Genomic DNA, 16,364 nt, shown 5'->3' with positions numbered 1-16,364 from the left:
CAATGCCGCCTCCTCCATCCCCCATCGATCCGGCCGCCCTTGCCCGCATCCGCAGCGACATGCTGCGGTTCGCCCGGCTGCAACTGGGGAACGACGACGAGGCCGAGGACGTGGTGCAGGAGGCGCTGGCCGGAGCCCTGAAGAATGCCGTCAGCTTTCGCGGCGAGGCGGCGCTCAAGACCTGGATGATCGCCATCCTCAAGAACAAGATTGCCGACATGCTGCGCAAGCGCCAGCGCGGGCCGGTCACTGCCAGCCAGTTATGCGGGACGGAGGACGACGGCCCGCTGCCCGCCCTGTTCGACCGGCGCGGGATGTGGCGCGACGGGGCAAGGCCTGCGCGCTGGGAAGATCCCGAAGCCGACATCCATTCGCGCCAGTTCCTCGGCCAGTTCGATGCCTGCCTCAACAAGTTGCCGCCGCAGCAGGGGCGGGTGTTCCTGATGCGCGAGGTGGTGGAACTGGAGGCGGGCGAGATTTGCGCCGAGCTCGGCCTGACGACGCAGAACCTTCATGTGATCCTCCACCGCGCACGCCTCGCACTGCGCGCCTGCCTGCAACACCACTGGATTGACCGGGAAAGCTGACCATGCTCGATTGCCACAACGCCACCTTCCTGATGTCGCAAGCGCGCGAGCGGCCGCTGGGACTTGTTGAACGGATGAGGCTGCGGCTCCACGCCGCCATGTGCAGCGCCTGTGCGCGGTTCGAGCGGCAGTTGCCCCTGCTGGGCGAGGCTGCGCGGCATCATGCTGGCGGCGGAGAAGATGGCAGCAATGTGTAAGATTGTCCCCTTCCGCACGACCCACTGTCTGGTAACAGGCATAAAGGGGATCGCCCGATGAAACGCATTATCCTGGCCACATTGCTGGCCCTGGCCCTGGCTGCATGGTTCATATTCGACCTTGGCCAGTACCTGACGCTCGACACGCTGAAAGCGCAGCGCGACGCGATGCTGGGCTTTTACGGGGCCAATCCGGCGCTGGTTCTGGCGCTGTTCTTCCTTGTCTATGTGCTGCTGACAGCGCTGTCGGTGCCGGGGGCGGCAATCATGACGCTGGCGGCAGGGGCGATATTCGGCGTGGCGACGGGCACACTGCTGGTTTCCTTCGCCAGTTCCATCGGCGCGACCCTGGCATTCCTCGCCAGCCGCTTCCTGCTGCGTGACTGGGTACAGGCGCGGTTCGGTGCGCGGCTGAAGGGGATCAACGAAGGGATGGAGCGCGACGGCGCATTCTACCTGTTTTCGCTCAGGTTGGTGCCGGTGTTCCCGTTCTTCGCGGTGAACCTGCTGATGGGCCTGACCCCGATCCGCACCTGGACCTATTACTGGGTGAGCCAGGTGGGGATGCTGCTGGGCACAGTGGTCTATGTCAACGCGGGCACGCAGCTCGCGCGGATCGAGAGCCTGTCGGACATCGCCTCGCCGGGGCTGCTGGCGTCGTTCGCCGCGCTGGGGCTGCTACCGTGGCTGGGCAAGTGGATCATGGGCCTGATCCAGCGGCGCAAGGTCTATGCCCGGTGGAACAGGCCGCGCCGGTTCGACCGCAACATGGTGGTGATCGGGGCAGGCGCGGCAGGGCTCGTGTCGTCCTACATCGCCGCCACGGTGCGGGCGAAGGTCACGCTGGTCGAGGCAGGCAAGATGGGCGGCGACTGCCTCAACTATGGCTGCGTGCCCAGCAAGGCGCTGATCACGAGCGCGAAGGTGGCCGAGCAGATACGCCACGCCGATGCCTATGGGCTGCAAGGCACAGAGCCGCAGTTCAGTTTTCGCGCCGTGATGCAGCGGGTGCACGCCATCATCGCCGCGATAGAACCGCATGACAGCGTGGAACGCTACACCGGCTTGGGCGTGGACGTAGTGAAGGGCTACGCCAAAATCGTCGATCCGTGGACGGTGGAGATCGCGCGCGACGATGGCGAAATCCAGCGCCTCACCACGCGGTCCATCGTGATCGCCGCCGGTGCCGCGCCCATCGTGCCGGACCTGCCGGGGCTCGACCAGTCGGGCTACGTCACCAGCGATACCATGTGGGAACGGTTCGCCGAAATGGACGAGATGCCGCGCCGGATCGTGGTGCTGGGCGGCGGGCCGATCGGCTGCGAGCTGGCCCAGGCTTTCGCCCGGCTCGGCGCCGAAGTGACCCAGGTCGATCGCGGAGAGCGACTGCTGTCGCGCGAGGATGCCGACGTGTCGGCGCTGGTGCTGGCCAGCCAGCAGGCTGCGGGCGTTACCGTGCTTTCAGGCCACGATGCGCTGCGGGTGGAGAGCGGTGACGAAAAGCGGCTGGTCGTGGGCAACAATGGCGCGGAACATGCCGTGCCGTTCGATGCGCTGATCCTCGCCGTGGGCCGCAAGGCGCGGCTGACCGGCTATGGACTGGAGGCACTGGGCATCGATACCGAAAGGACCGTGCCGACCGACGACTATCTCGCCACGATCTACCCCAACATCTATGCCGCAGGGGACGTGGCCGGGCCTTACCAGTTCACCCACGTGGCCTCGCACCAGGCCTGGTATGCCAGCGTCAACGCGCTGTTCGGTGAGGTCCGCCGGTTCAAGGCCGATTATCGCGTGATCCCCTGGACCACCTTCGTCGATCCCGAAGTCGCCCGCGTCGGCCTCAACGAACAGGAAGCGGCGGAGCAGGGCGTGGCGCACGAAGTCACCACTTACCCGCTGCACGAACTCGACCGCGCCATTGCCGAGAGCGCCACGACAGGCTTCGTCAAGGTGCTCACCGCGCCGGGCAAGGACACGATCCTCGGCGTCACCATCGTGGGCGAGCATGCGGGCGAACTGCTGGCCGAATATGTGCTGGCGATGAAGCACGGCCTTGGTCTCAACAAGATCCTCGGCACGATCCACACCTATCCGACCATGGCCGAAGCGAATAAATTTGCCGCGGGCGAATGGAAGAAGGCGCGCAAGCCCGAACGGCTGCTGGCCCTGGTGGAACGCTATCACGCATGGAGGCGCGGATGATGCGGCTGTTTTGCGGAGCGGCGGCCATCGTCGCCTTGTCCGCCCTTGCCGTTCCCTCCCAGGCGCAGCAGGCAGGCCTGCAGATCGCGCTGGTCGATGCCGAGACCGGCGCACCGGCCGCCGGGGTCGAAGTGCGGGTGGATAACCCGGCCATCGGCCTGTCGCGGACAGTTCAATCCGATGCCCAGGGCTTCGTGCGGCTTGAAGGCCTGACCACGGCAGGCACCTATAGCGTAACCACCGGCGCGACCGACAGCTATCAGGCCAGCAGTCCTGTCACGATCGACCTGCGCGCCAACTTCACCGGCAGCGTGACCCTGCGGCTCAGCCCGGTAGGTGGCGACATCATCGTGGTGACCGGAGCGCGCGGGATCACCCGCCTCAACACGGTCAATGCCGAGGTTTCCGCCTCGCTCGGGCGGGAAGAACTGGCGGCCCTGCCGATCGAGGGGCGCGATGTGCTGGGCGCGCTGGTCCGCTTGCCCAGCGTGGTGCCATCGACCGGGTTCTTTCCCGAAGCACCAAGCATCTCGATCAACGGCTCGAACGGCCTTGATACCAATTACCTGCTGGATGGCCTCGACAACAACGAGAACTTCCTCGGCGGCATCAAGTTTCCCGTGCCGCTGGGCTTCACCCGCGAGGTCACCGTGCTCGCCAATTCGTACTCGGCGCGATACGGGCGCACGGCCAACGGCGTGGTCAACTACACCTCGCCATCGGGCAGCAACGACTATGCGGGCGAGGTCTATGCCTCGGTCCGCCCGGGCCAGCCGCTCGATGCCAACAGCCCGTTCCCGCGCCGCGACCTGTCGGGCAATGCGGTCGGCGAAAGCTTCGAGCGGTACCAGGCAGGCGGCGCCATCGGCGGGCCAATCGTACGTGACCGGACCTTCTTCTACGCCAACCTCGAATATACCCGCGACCGCAACGTGCAGGTGGTCGATACGCCTGCCCTGGGCGTGACCGACACCGTGACCGGCAACAACCGGTTCCTCCTCGGCTCGGTCAGGCTCGATCACCGGCTGACCGACGACTGGACGCTGGGCCTGCGCGCCAACCACGGCAGGGTGACTATCGAGCGGCCGGGCGGCGGGCTGGGCGGCGGTAATGTCACGTTCCCTTCCGCGGGATCGGACCAGGACCGCATTTCCACTCTGGTGGCCGCCACGGCCAGCTATGCAGGCGAGGACTGGTCCTATGACGGCGCGCTGCAATTCAGCCGGTTCCGCTGGGATTACGGCCAGCCAACAGGCCCCGCCGGGCCGCAAGTGGCGATCCGCGATCCTTCGGGCCTCACCGTTGGCGTGGTCGGCCATCCTGGCTTCGTGTTCAACGACCTGGAGGAAAGCTGGCAGACCACCCACCGGCTGGGGCGCGAGTTCGGCAATCACCGCCTGACCTTCGGCGTGGACGCGATCCGGTCGGACTTCGCGCTGCTTGGCGGCGGCAATCCCGATGGCAACTTCACCGTGGACCTGACCGCGCAGCAACTCGCCACGCTGGCGGCGAGCGGCGCCGGACTGGGCCTGAAAGCGCAGCAGGTGCTGGCCCTCAACCCAGCCGTCGCGAACTATGCGGTCGAATTGCGGCCGGCCAGCTTCGGCACCAGCCAGCAGCAGATCGCGTTCTATATCGAGGACGAGTGGCAGTTGTCCTCGCAGCTTACCGCCACGCTGGGCCTCAGGTGGGACTATGACAGCCTGACCGGAAAGGGCGGCGGCGGAGGCGACAAGAACAACTTTGCCCCGCGCGCATCGCTCAACTGGCGGCCCGATGCGCGCTCCGTCGTGCGGCTGGGCGCAGGGCTGTTCTATGGCAAGATGTCCTATGCCGTGGTGTCCGATGCGCTCCAGCGCAACACCACGTCGCCCGGCTTCCTGGCGCAGCTGGCGCAGTTGCAGGGTCTCGGCGTAATCCCCGCAGGCACCGATCTTGCCGCCATCACCTTCGACGGCAGCCTCACCGTCTCGCCCACCTGCACCACGGTCGCCGCCTGCCCTGGCCCCGACGCAGTCCAAGGCCTGCGCGATACGGCCACGATCAACGAGGCGCGCATCCTCAGCCCGACCGGCTATGACAGCCCCTATGCCGTGCAACTGAGCGCCGGCTACCAGTTCCAGGCGAGCGAGCTGGTCACCCTGTCGGCCGACCTGATCTACAGCCGCACCCGCAACCTCGTGCGCCTGCGCGATCTTAATGCTCCAAGCCCGTTCACGCCGAATGTGGCCAACCTGACGCAGGCCAACATCGCCCTGCTGCAAAGCCAGCCCGACAACGCCGCGCGGCTGGCTCTGGCCCAATCGCTCGGCCTTGTCCGCAGCCAGGCCGATGCCGATGCCTCGCGCCCGGTTCCGCTAGTGGCAGGCGGAGCGCGGCAGATCACCGTGTCGGAAACTGAAGGCGAGGCGGAATACCGTGCGCTGGTGCTTCAGGCGAACAAGGCGCGCGGAACCGATCCCTATGCCTTCCGCCTGTCCTGGACCCTGTCGAAGCTCGCCAACGACACCGATGACATCAACTTCCGCGCCGCCAACAACGATTTCACCACGGAATGGGGCCCGTCCGCCAATGACCGGCGGCACGTGATCTCGGCAGTCGGCTATGCCTATCCGGTGGAAGGCCTGACCGTCAGCCTGGCGGGGCTGTTCCAAAGCGGCCAGCCGGTGAACCTGGTGCCCGATGCGCGCATTTTCGGCACGCAGGACTTGAACGGCGATGGGGCTTCATTCGGCGAGAACTTCGTCGGCAATTCCGACCGCTGGCCGGGAGAGAGCCGCAATTCGCGTCGCCTGCCGTGGTCGGCCACTCTGGACCTGGGCTTGCGCTACGCCATTCCCGGGCTTGGTGGACTGGAATTGAGCGCTGATGTGTTCAACGTGCTCAACACCAACAACGAAAGCGGCTTTGCCAACGCCGCCACAACGTCCAACCAGGTACAGTTCGGGGGCGGGGCACCCTTCGTACAGCGCAATGCGGGGCCGCCGCGCCAGTTCCAGTTTGGCGCGGCATACCGCTTTTAGGGGGTGGGGATGATGGGGGCATTGATGAACCTGCAGGGGGTGGTCGGCCTTGCCGCCGTGCTGCTGCTCGCCTGGGCCCTGTCCGAGGATCGCAACCGCCGTCCAAGCTTGCGCTGGATTGGTGGTGCGCTGTTGCTGCAGTTCGCCATCGCTCTGGTGGTGACGCAGGTGCCTTTCGTGTGGACCGTGGTAGGCTTTGCCAATGAGGCTGTGTTCGCACTGGAGCGGGCAACGCTGGCGGGATCGTCCTATATGTTCGGTTATCTCGGTGGAGCGCCGCTGCCGTTCGCGCTGGCGGAAGGGGCATCGCCGCCGGTGGTAATCGCCTTCCAGATCCTACCGCTGATCATCGTGCTGTCCACCATCTCGGCGCTGCTGTGGCACTGGGGTATCTTGAGAGCGGCGGTGCGCGGGCTTGCCTGGGCACTGCGCCGCACCCTGGGGGTGAGCGGCGTCGTCGGGCTGGGCGGGGGCGGCACGATCTTCCTCGGCGTGGTGGAAACCCCGCTGATCCTGCGCGCCTGGTTCGAACGGATGAGCCGCGCCGAACTGTTTGCGGTGATGGTCATGGTCATGGCGACGATATCGGGCGCGATCCTCGTGCTCTATGCCACCACCCTGTCGGCCACGGTGCCCAATGCCGTGGGTCATATGATCGTCGCCTCTTTGATCTCGCTGCCCGCCGCCTTGCTGATTGCGCGCCTGATGGTGCCCGGTGATGGCTCCCCCGGCACCGACGCGGGCGAGCCGGACCTTGCCTATGACAGCTCGATGGATGCGGCCGTGCGCGGGACGATGGACGGGATGCAGCTGGTGCTGGCGGTAATCGCGGTGATCATCGTGGTCTTTGCCCTGGTCAACCTGGTGGACCAGGTGCTGGCCCTGCTGCCCTTCGTCGATGGCTCGGCCATTACTCTGCGCCGCGTGTTCGGCTGGCTGTTCGCGCCGCTGATGTGGTCCATCGGCGTGCCGTGGAGCGAGGCTCCGGCGGCTGGCGCACTGATGGGCACCAAGGCGATCCTCAACGAATATGTCGCCTACCTCGACCTTGCCGCCGTGCCCGATGGCACCCTGTCGGCCCGCAGCCTCATCATCGTGACCTATGCGCTGTCGGGAGTGGCGAACCTTGCCAGCGTGGGGCTGATCGTCACCACCGTCGGCTCGCTGTGCCCGGCGCGGCGCAAGGATGTGGCGGCGCTGGGGATGAAGAGCTGGCTGGCGGGCAACCTTGCTACCTTGATGACCGGGGCCGTGATCGGCCTTGTCACCTGGAGCTGACGGCCATGTTCGATGCCCGACTGCGCCCGCTGATCGACCCGCCACTCGATGCGCTGGGCCGCCTGCTCGCCCGCGCCGGGGTAGGGGCCAACGCGGTGACGCTGGCGGGGCTGCTGCCCGCTGTGGGAGCGGGCCTCGCCATCGCCCACCACCACTATGTCCTCGCCCTCGCGCTGGTCCTGCTCAACCGGCTGATCGACGGGCTGGACGGGGCCGTGGCGCGGATCAGGGGGCCGAGCGACTGGGGCGGCTATCTCGACATGGTGGCCGACTATGTATTCTACCTCGCCGTGCCGCTGGGCTTCGGCTTTGCCAGCGCCGCCAACACGCCTGCCGCCATGGTGCTGGTGGCGAGCTTTACGCTGACCGCCGTCAGCTTCCTCGTCTTTGCCGCGCTGGCCGCCAAGCATGGCCGCATGGCCAGCGAGCATGGCACCAAGAGCTTCTTCTATTCCACCGGCCTTGCCGAAGGGGCCGAGACCATTGCCGTGTTCGTCGCCATGTGCCTGTGGCCTGCCATGTTCGTGCCGCTGGCCTACGGCTTTGCCGCGCTATGCCTGCTTACCGTGGTGCAGCGCACGGCGCTCGCCCGCCGCACTTTCCGCAAATGACCTGAGGAGACCCGCCCGTGCCAGTGTTCCCGTCGATCGCAGAAGAGCCTGATCTTGCCAAGGTTTTCAAGCGTTTCCCGCACACAGTTGCGCCGCTGCTCGAATACCATGACCGCCTGCTGCGCGATCCCTCGCCCTTGACCGTGGCCGAGCGCGAGCTGATCGCGGCCTATGTCTCGGGCATCAATTCCTGCACTTATTGCCACGGCGCGCATGTGGTGGCGGCGCGGGCTTTCGGGGTGGACGCGGACCTGTTCGAAGGGCTGATGGCCGACCTCGCCACCAGCGGAGTGGATGACAGGTTGAAGCCGCTGCTGGCCTATGTCGGCAAGCTCACCCGCACGCCCGCCATGATGACCGATGCCGACGCCGCGCCGGTCTATGCCGCCGGGTGGGACGAACAGGCGCTGTTCGATGCGGTGAGTGTCTGCGCGCTGTTCAACTTAATGAATCGCATTGTCGAAGGATCGGGCATCAAGTCGAACCCGCTCGCCGCCAGTCAGGCCGAGCTCGATGCCCGCATGGCGCGCATGGCCGGCGAACCGACGGATGATCCGCACAGCGCCGCGCGCAGCTATACCGCGCTGGCCGCCCTGTGGGGCATTCCGGACGACGCCTGAGCCGCTCATCACCCGACCTCGCGCCATTCGCCCGGCGCAAGGCCGTCCAGCGTCCAGTCCCCCACGGCCCAGCGCACCAGCCGCAGGGTGGGCAGGCCGACCGCCGCAGTCATCCGCCGCACCTGGCGGTTTTTCCCCTCGCGGATCGTCAGGCTGAGCCAGCAATCGGGCACGGTCTTGCGGAACCGCACCGGCGGATCGCGCGGCCACAGGGCGGGTGGGTCGATCGCTTCGGCCTCGGCGGGCAGGGTCAGGCCGTCCTTCAGGCGCACACCTGCGCGCAAGGCGACCAGTTGCTCCTCGCCTGCTTCGCCCTCCACCTGCACGAGGTAAGTCTTGGGGGCCTTGTAGCGCGGATCGGCGATGCGGGCCTGCAGGCGGCCATCGTCGGTCAGCAGCAGCAGTCCCTCGCTGTCCATGTCGAGCCGCCCGGCCGGATAGACGCCCGGCCTGTCGATGAAATCGGCCAGCGTCAGGCGCGGCGGGCCGCCTGGTTCGGGCGAGAACTGGCACAGCACGCCATAGGGCTTGTTGAACATGATCAGCGCCATGGCGGCTCTATTCCGCCTCCTCGAACGCCAGACTGCCGCGGTTGACCAGCGTGGCGACCAGCGCGGCGACTTCCGCCGAAGTGGCAGGCGCCTGCACTGTTGTTGCAGCACACAGGATTGGCGCAAACTCCGCCAGATCGCCCGAGCACTCGAACGCCTCGCCATCGACGAACAGCACCACGGCTCCATCGCCAGCCTGCGTGAAGGCAAAGCGGCTGGCGGGGTTGCGGACCAGCGGAGTGCCTGCGGCCATCAAGGCCAGCACTTCGCCCTCATCCACCATGTCTTCGGGCCGCCAGTCGATGTCAGGGTATTTGGGCTGGGTGGCGTGGCAGCCGAACCAGCGGTCGAACGCAGGCCGGTCTGCCAGGGCCTGGCTCACCATGGCATAGAGCCGGTCGAGCGCGGGCGGGGCGATCTCGCCCGCATTGGCCTGCCGCGCAAGGTCCGGGTCGGCAAAGCGCAGTTCATCGGGCGAGGCATCGGCCTGGTGCTCGCACCAGCCTTCGACCAGTTCGGCCAGCGACGGGGCGCGGAAGCCGATCGAATAGGTCATGCAATCGTCGCTCACCGCCACGCCATCATGGGCAAAGCGCGGCGGGACATAGAGGATGTCGCCCGGTTCCAGCACCCATTCGTCGGTGGCTACGAAGTCCGCGATCAGGCGCAGGTCGTCATTGTCCTGCAGGGGCGTGGTGCTGTCGCATAGCGGGCCGATGCGCCAGCGGCGACGGCCAAGGCCCTGCACCAGGAACACGTCATACTGGTCGAAATGCGGGCCGACCCCGCCGCCATTGGCTGCCCACGACACCATCACATCGTCGATCCGCCAGTCGGGCACGAAGCGGAACGGTTCGATCAGCGCGGCCACATCGGCCACATAGTGATCGACCGCCTGGACCAGCAGCGTGCAGCTATCGCCGTCAAGCTGGCCAAAGCGCTCCTCGGGCAGGGGGCCGGCTTCCAGAGCCAGTTGCTCGCCCTGGCGCACAACCAGCCGCGATTCCACGCCCTCCTCGCAGGCGAGGCCGGCCAGCTCGTCAGGCTCCAGCGGATTGGTCCAGCGGTCCCACGGATTGCGGATCAGCAGCGGCTTCTTCTGCCAGTAGTCGCGCAGGAACAGGTCGATATCGAAGTTGGTGAGTTTCATGGGTCGCTCAATGCGCCCGGCGGGGACGGGTGTCAAAAGCGCTGGCCGGGAGAAGGTGACAGAAGTGACAGGGTGTCACCTTTGTTTTGGGCCTGTTTTGCGTGTTGTTTCCGTATCTTACGGGAGGGCGGACAAAGTGACAGGGGGCTGGGAGAACTGCGGACATGGCGGGCGGTGATCCTTACGGGCAGGGTTGCCGCTTCGTCGCACTGTTCGGGGGGTGTAGGAAAGGGTTTGGTGGCGTGGAGGCCAGGGGCATCTGCCATGGCAAAGCAGGTTAAGCAGCAAGCCACCCGTTTGCGGCATCGGGAATCTGGACTGGCGATGATACAGAGCCAGCGACTTCAACCGGGTGGCAATGTTTATGCGGCAACAAGGGGTCGCTAAATGCTGTAGCACAAGAAGCAGCGAGGATTGAGATCCTCCACGCGGGTCACCAGAACGCCTGAAAAAAGAAGAAAAAATGGCCAAATTTCCCCTCATCCGAGATGCCCTTCTCGCGAAGCGATCACGTCTGGAATGCTTCTATCTGGCCGGCTTTGTCATGGGAACGGCCACAGCGATCCGGTTGGTTCTGGAGCCGTATGTCCCCAACATGCCGTTTCTGACCTATCTTCCGAGTGTAATGATCATCGCCCTTGTAACGGACTGGCGCTGGGGCGCGGCGGTATCGGTGGCCTCAGCAATCCTTGGCGCATCGCTTTTTGGTAGCTCGTCCACCTTCTACATCCAGTTTTTCGCGTTTTTGATCGTATCCAGCATTGTCGTCGGAGTTGCGGAACTTTTGCGCCGCCTTGTGGCCGATCTCGAAGTTGCCAAAAAGGCAGCGGAACACCAGACCGACGAACTGCTCCACCGGGTCGGCAATACACTGGCAATCGTGCAAGCGATCGCAACGCAAACACTTCGCATTTCGAATCCTGATGAGTTTCCGGAGGCCTTCCGCAGCCGTCTACTGGCACTTGGCAATGCCTACACCCTGCTGCGGAAAGTTGCGGTCAACAGGTGCCGCCTGCGTACTATCGTGCTGGAAGCCTGCTCTCCCTTCTGTGGCCGACAAACCCTGGAACTTCGTGGCCCGGACTGCCATCTGCCTGCACAAAGCTGCGTTCCGCTGCTGCTATTCCTGCACGAACTGGCCGCCAATGCGGTGATGCACGGCGCGCTGACGGTACCGGGCGGACGTATTGCGGTGACCTGGGTAGTTGATGAGCAAGGGAAGGCGGTGGTCACCTGGAAGGAAGTAGGTGGCCCCCCGGATGCGGCGACAACCGGGAAAGACATGGGGGCCTTGTTCCTGCGAACACAGAACGGGCTGACGGATGTGAAGGTGGTTCACGAGACTTCCGGAATCCACTGTGTGATCGTGATTGAGGGGGCAGAACTGGACTGATCGATCGCCGGGGGTGATTGAATGCGGGCCGTGACGGAGGAACTACTGCCGAGGATCCTCCTCGATCTCCTCGCGCACTTCTTTCGCCCCGCGCTCGGCGCGGTCGAGGTTCGAGCGGCGGGCGCGTTTGGTGTAGAGGGTGGCCCAGATGATCGCGCCGAACAGCAGGATCGGGCCGAGGACGGTAATCAGGCTCCAAAGCGAGCTCATCGCACTTCTCCATCGGTGGCAGGCGCGGGAATTGTCCGCCTTGTCCTGTCACCAATGGACGAAATCGCGGGCCGGTTCCGAACCGAGGCGGGCGATCAATAGCCGAGGATCGCCTTGACCTCGCAATATTCCTCCAGCCCGAATACGCCGTATTCGCGGCCGTTGCCCGATTGGCGATAGCCGCCGAACGGCGCGAAGCCGGACCATGCGGGGTAGTTGATGTGGACCTGGCCAGCGCGGATGCGGCCCGCCACGCGGCGGGCGGCTTCGTGGTCGGCGCTCTGCACGTGGCTCGACAGGCCATAGACGGTGGCGTTGGCGATGCGCACCGCGTCTTCCTCGTCATCATAGGGCTGGATTACCACCACGGGGCCGAAGATCTCCTCCTGCGCCACGCGCATCTCGGTCGTTACGTCTGAGAAGATCGTGGGGCGGGCGAAGAAGCCGTGGTTGAGGCCATTGAGCCGGCCGGTGCCGCCGCAGATCAGCCGCGCGCCTTCGTCGATCCCGGCCTGGATCAGTTCCTGCACCTTGGCGAATTGCGGGGCATTGGCCAGCGGGCCGATCACGCAGGCCTCGTCCAGCGGATTGCCGACAATGATGCCGTTGGCGGTCTCGGCGGCGATAGCCTCCACCTCGGCCAGGCGATTGCGCGGCACGACGATGCGGGTGGGGGCGGCGCAGGACTGGCCGACATTGCGCATGGCTCCCAGCACGCCCTTGGGCACGGCAGAGGCGAAATCGGCGTCGGGCAGGAAGACGTTGGGCGACTTGCCGCCCAGTTCCTGCACCACGCGCTTGATCGTGGGAGCGGCGGCCTGGGCCACCAGCACGCCCGCGCGGGTGGAGCCGGTGAAGGATACCATGTCCACGTCCGGGTGTGCGCTCATCGCCGCGCCAACTTCCTCTCCGGTGCCGTTGACGAGGTTGAACACGCCCGCCGGTGTCCCCGCATCGTGCATCACCTGCGCGAACAGCAGGGCGCTGAACGGTGACAGCTCGCTCGGCTTCAGCACCACGGTGCAGCCTGCCGCGATGGCGGGGGCGACCTTGGCGGTGATCTGGTACAGCGGCCAATTCCACGGGGTGATTAGGGCGCAGACGCCGATCGGTTCGCGCCGCACGTGGATGCCGTTGACCTGGGTGTCGAAGGCATAGTCCTCCAGCACTGTCAGCACCGAGCGCACATGCTCGATCCCGAAATGCACCTGCCCGCCGCGGGCAAAGGTGATCGCCGCACCCATCTCGGCCACGATGGCCTGGGCGAACTCTTCGCTGCGTTCCTCCAGCAAGTCGCGGATGCGGGTGAGCAGGGCCACGCGCTCTGCCACCGTGGTGCCCGAGAAGCTGGCGAAGGCGCGGTTTGCTGCGGCCACGGCAAGGTCCACGTCCGCCGCGCTGCCCGCAGCGATCTGGCCGAACGCTTCCTCCGTGTAGGGGTTGAGGACGGGGATCAGCGGGGCCTGGGGCCGGTCGGTCCATTGGCCGTCGATATAGAAGCGGGTGTCGGTTTTCACTGCAGGATCCTCGCCATGGTTCTGTTTGCGCGGACCCTGACCGTGGCGGCTGGCGCGGTCAATATGGCCTCCGAATTATCGCGTTCCCATGGCCAGCCCGCAGTGATAGCTTGCCCCTGACGGCTGCACCAAAAGCGCCGCACTGGAGGACAGCCATGGCTTACACCACGCGCATCGGAGCGCTCGATTCCTACGAAAAGGGCGTGATCGAGCTGGACGACGACCTGCGCAAATATGCCTTTTCCAACGTGTTCGAAGTGGCCGGGTCAGCCAAACCCTTTGAGCGCGTGGCCGTGGTCCAGAACCTCGAATATACCGCCGAGGTCGTGCGGGCCGAGGGCGAGAGCGCATGGTACGCTGCCCCGCACGATGAATTCGCCATCGTGATGGACGGCGAGATCGCCTTCCATTTCGTCAAGCTGGAAGACGCCCAGGTTCCGGGGCACGAGGGCGGCGCGGTGCGGCTTGGCGCCAAGCCCAACGGCCCGCCGATGGGCCGCGTGGTCGCCCGGCGCGGGCACCAGGTGCTGCTGCCGCGGGGCGCGGCCTACCAGATGGCCTCCGCCAATCCCTCGGTCGCCATCCTGCAAACCGTCGATGGCCCCGAAACGGTCAAGCGCTGGTCCGAAATCTGCGTCATGGGAGACAAGTGAGATGACCGTTCTGGATGCCACCGTGCAGAAGCTCTCCAAAGACGAGACCACCGGCTATTCCGCTTTCCAGCTCGGCAGCTTCACTTTCCGGCGTGACGAGTATTTCGCCCATGTAAGCTGGCCCAGGGGCAGCCACATCATCGAGATCGACCGCTTCCTGCGCGCCATGGTGCGCGATATCGGCTGGGGGTTCTTCTATGGCTGGATCTTCTTCGACGACGTGTTCGGCACGACCAACCACTATGGCACGGTCGATGTCTTCGCCGGCACCTATGACAAGGGTTGCCGCGATGCCGGGACCGACCACCTCGAAACCTTCAGCGCCGATGCAGTCAGCGCGGCCTTCATGACGATTTCGCAGGACTGGATTTCCGAAGGCTACGATCCGTTGAATGCCCCGCTCGAAACCGGCAGCCCGATGGGGCCGAAAGGCAAGGAGCGGAGCGATCCCTTGCTGCGCGCCTTCATCGCGGCGGACCGGATGCTGGGCCTGCCGGGCGACAAGCCGGTGCGTTCGGACGAGAGCGGCTTCCCCGTCAACCGCGCCTTTGCCGACCTGGATTACGATGCGCCCGATATCGAATGCGAGCCGGGCTTCGAAGGGCAGCTCCACGCGATAAACCTGTTCGACCACATCGCCCGTTCGGACGTGACATGGAACCCGTCGATCAGCGCCGTCACCCGCGCCAACATCTGCTGCGTGACATCAGAGGAGCACATGCTGCCGGTGATCCACGGAAATGACCGCAACGAATGGTTCATCCAGCTGACCGACGAGATCCACTGGAACATTGCCGACAAGAACACCGGCGCCCCGCGCGGGCGGATCGTGATGAAGGCGGGCGATGTCTGCGCGATGCCCGCCGACATCCGCCACCAGGGGTTCGCCCCCAAGCGGGCCATGCTGATGGTGATGGAAAACGGCACGCCGGGGCTGGAACAACGCTATGCCAGTGGCGAGCTGAAGCCCTATCCGGTCGATTTCGACTGAGCGAGCAGTCTGGCTACAGCGTCCAGCCAAAGGCGATCCCCACGCTGGTTTCGGCGAGGTAAACATCCGCTTCACCACCGCCATAGGGAGCCGGAATGGAGCCTGCGCCCGCCACCTCGTTGCGCGGTGCGCGCATGCCATAGGCGGTCACTTCCTTGCCGCCGCCAAGATCCAGCGTTGCGCCGATGGTGAAGTGGTCCTGCACCACGCCCGGCGCCAGGATGTTGAGGAAGGTCTCGGACGCCGGGACCGGGTTGCCCGACCGGCCATAGCCTGCGCGCAGGGTCAGCCTGTCGCTCGCCGCCACGCTGCCACCGATCTTGAACACCGTGATATCCCGCCAGCCGAAGCCGGGGCCGCCTTGTGCCCCGAACGGCACGCCGCCGAACAGCGGAGCCAGCGGATTGCCGACCGACTGCACTTCGGAATATTCGATCCGCTTCACGTCCACGCCCAGCAGGACGCCCGGTGCAGGCTGCACCGAAATGCCCGCGCCATAGCTTTCCGGCACGTCGAACCCGCCGCCCTGGGCAAACAGTCCGGCATATTTGTCGAACTCCTGCGCTTCGATGCGCGACTGGTAGAAGGCGCCAATGGCAAGGCCCGGTGCCAGCTGGCCGAGATAGCCTGCGCGGAAGCCGCCGCCAAAGGCCCAATCGGTACCCTGGTTGGTGAAGCGGGTGGGGGCCGACGAGGCAGCCGTGAAAGGCTGGATGCCGGTTGCCCGGAAGCCCTGCACCAGCAGAATCGGCGACAGGCCCAGCGAATGGCCATCGGCCAGTTCCACCGCCACCGTGGGCGAGATGAACACCTGCTTGAGGTCAACGCCTGCCGGTCCTGTGGCACCGAAGCTGGCAAAGGGATTGGCATCGTACTGCGTGTTCATGCCGCCATTGCCGTTGATCGTCAGGCCGATCGAAACGCTATCTGTCAGGGCACGGACATAGCCGAATTCGGGCAGGATGAAGGGATTGGCACCGTTGCCGCTGTAGGTGCCATTCAATCCGGCACCATTGCCTGAAATGGTGGCGCCGCGATCCGGCACGAAAATCTCCACGCCCAGGTCCACCCGGCTTTCCAGCATGGTGGCCGCAGCCGGGTTGCTGGCAATCGACAGTGCATCCTGCGGCATCGCGATGGCGACCCCGCCCATGCCCTTGGCCTTGGCCCCCACGCCATTAAGGAAATAGCCGTCGGTCGCCTGTGCGGGCAGGGCAAGGACCAGCGCCGCCAGCGAGGCGGAGGTCGCGGCGAACAGACGCAGGCGACGAGCTGCGGAAGCGCGGGTATCGAGGTTTGGCATGGATGGATCCTGTTTCAATCTGCTCTATCCACCGTTCGAATGCGGTGGTCTGGACAGGGCCTCTAGAGACAAGTG

15 protein-coding genes are annotated in these 16,364 nt (G+C 65.6%); 10 read left to right on the top strand and 5 right to left on the bottom strand.

Annotation, left to right across the window (positions count from 1 at the left end; genetic code table 11):
* The first annotated feature begins 2 nt into the window (after positions 1-2).
* The 7 genes from M3P36_RS06950 to M3P36_RS06920 are packed head-to-tail and all read left to right on the top strand — an operon-like array spanning position 3 to position 8,521.
* Positions 3-587, top strand: a complete 585-nt coding sequence (locus M3P36_RS06950; RefSeq protein WP_249702527.1) for a sigma-70 family RNA polymerase sigma factor — start codon at positions 3-5, stop codon at positions 585-587.
* Positions 588-589: 2 nt separating this feature from the next.
* Positions 590-784 (top strand): anti-sigma factor family protein, encoded by a 195-nt coding sequence (locus tag M3P36_RS06945; protein WP_249702526.1) that lies wholly within the window; start codon positions 590-592, stop codon positions 782-784.
* Between the two features lie 57 nt (positions 785-841).
* Complete coding sequence (locus tag M3P36_RS06940; RefSeq protein WP_249702525.1) at positions 842-2,989, top strand: dihydrolipoyl dehydrogenase family protein; 2,148 nt, start codon at positions 842-844, stop codon at positions 2,987-2,989.
* Entirely contained in the window at positions 2,986-6,012 is a 3,027-nt protein-coding gene (locus M3P36_RS06935; RefSeq protein WP_249702524.1) for a TonB-dependent receptor, read from the top strand. The genes M3P36_RS06940 and M3P36_RS06935 overlap by 4 nt, the downstream gene beginning before the upstream one ends.
* Positions 6,013-6,036: 24 nt before the next feature.
* Complete coding sequence (locus M3P36_RS06930; protein WP_249702523.1) at positions 6,037-7,290, top strand: NupC/NupG family nucleoside CNT transporter; 1,254 nt, start codon at positions 6,037-6,039, stop codon at positions 7,288-7,290.
* A 5-nt stretch (positions 7,291-7,295) separates the two neighbouring features.
* A complete protein-coding gene (locus M3P36_RS06925; protein WP_249702522.1) occupies positions 7,296-7,901 on the top strand; it encodes a CDP-alcohol phosphatidyltransferase family protein in 606 nt (201 codons plus the stop codon).
* A gap of 17 nt (positions 7,902-7,918) precedes the next feature.
* Positions 7,919-8,521: a carboxymuconolactone decarboxylase family protein gene (locus M3P36_RS06920; protein WP_249702521.1), complete on the top strand. Its 603-nt coding sequence runs from the start codon at positions 7,919-7,921 to the stop codon at positions 8,519-8,521.
* Positions 8,522-8,529: 8 nt separating this feature from the next.
* On the opposite strand, the gene M3P36_RS06915 is transcribed toward M3P36_RS06920, so the two are convergent.
* Entirely contained in the window at positions 8,530-9,072 is a 543-nt protein-coding gene (locus tag M3P36_RS06915; protein WP_249702520.1) for a pseudouridine synthase, read from the bottom strand.
* Positions 9,073-9,079: 7 nt separating this feature from the next.
* Positions 9,080-10,222 carry a cupin domain-containing protein gene (locus tag M3P36_RS06910; RefSeq protein WP_249702519.1) on the bottom strand — a complete coding sequence of 381 codons (1,143 nt, stop codon included), beginning with the start codon at positions 10,220-10,222 and terminating at the stop codon, positions 9,080-9,082.
* A 463-nt stretch (positions 10,223-10,685) separates the two neighbouring features.
* On the opposite strand from M3P36_RS06910, the gene M3P36_RS06905 reads away from it, so the two are divergent.
* Entirely contained in the window at positions 10,686-11,615 is a 930-nt protein-coding gene (locus M3P36_RS06905) for an HWE histidine kinase domain-containing protein (RefSeq protein WP_249702518.1), read from the top strand.
* Between the two features lie 42 nt (positions 11,616-11,657).
* On the opposite strand, the gene M3P36_RS06900 is transcribed toward M3P36_RS06905, so the two are convergent.
* Positions 11,658-11,825 (bottom strand): hypothetical protein, encoded by a 168-nt coding sequence (locus tag M3P36_RS06900; RefSeq protein ID WP_249702517.1) that lies wholly within the window; start codon positions 11,823-11,825, stop codon positions 11,658-11,660.
* 95 nt (positions 11,826-11,920) lie between these two features.
* On the bottom strand, positions 11,921-13,342 hold the full coding sequence (locus tag M3P36_RS06895) for an aldehyde dehydrogenase family protein (protein ID WP_249702516.1): 1,422 nt from the start codon (positions 13,340-13,342) through the stop codon (positions 11,921-11,923).
* Between the two features lie 155 nt (positions 13,343-13,497).
* Here M3P36_RS06895 and M3P36_RS06890 point away from each other — a divergent pair, with 155 nt between their 5' ends.
* Both M3P36_RS06890 and M3P36_RS06885 read left to right on the top strand, forming a co-directional pair.
* Positions 13,498-13,995, top strand: a complete 498-nt coding sequence (locus M3P36_RS06890; RefSeq protein ID WP_249702515.1) for a cupin domain-containing protein — start codon at positions 13,498-13,500, stop codon at positions 13,993-13,995.
* Position 13,996: 1 nt separating this feature from the next.
* Complete coding sequence (locus tag M3P36_RS06885) at positions 13,997-14,986, top strand: hydroxyquinol 1,2-dioxygenase (RefSeq protein WP_249702514.1); 990 nt, start codon at positions 13,997-13,999, stop codon at positions 14,984-14,986.
* Positions 14,987-14,999: 13 nt separating this feature from the next.
* On the opposite strand, the gene M3P36_RS06880 is transcribed toward M3P36_RS06885, so the two are convergent.
* Positions 15,000-16,289, bottom strand: coding sequence for an OmpP1/FadL family transporter (locus M3P36_RS06880; RefSeq protein WP_249702513.1), 1,290 nt, complete (start codon positions 16,287-16,289; stop codon positions 15,000-15,002).
* Between the last annotated feature and the right edge of the window lie 75 nt (positions 16,290-16,364).

Origin of the sequence: Altererythrobacter sp. KTW20L, assembly GCF_023501975.1 — a bacterium.
GTDB lineage: Bacteria > Pseudomonadota > Alphaproteobacteria > Sphingomonadales > Sphingomonadaceae > Alteraurantiacibacter.
Note: the sequence above shows the minus strand (reverse complement) of the source record. Positions and strands in the feature narration are given on the sequence as shown.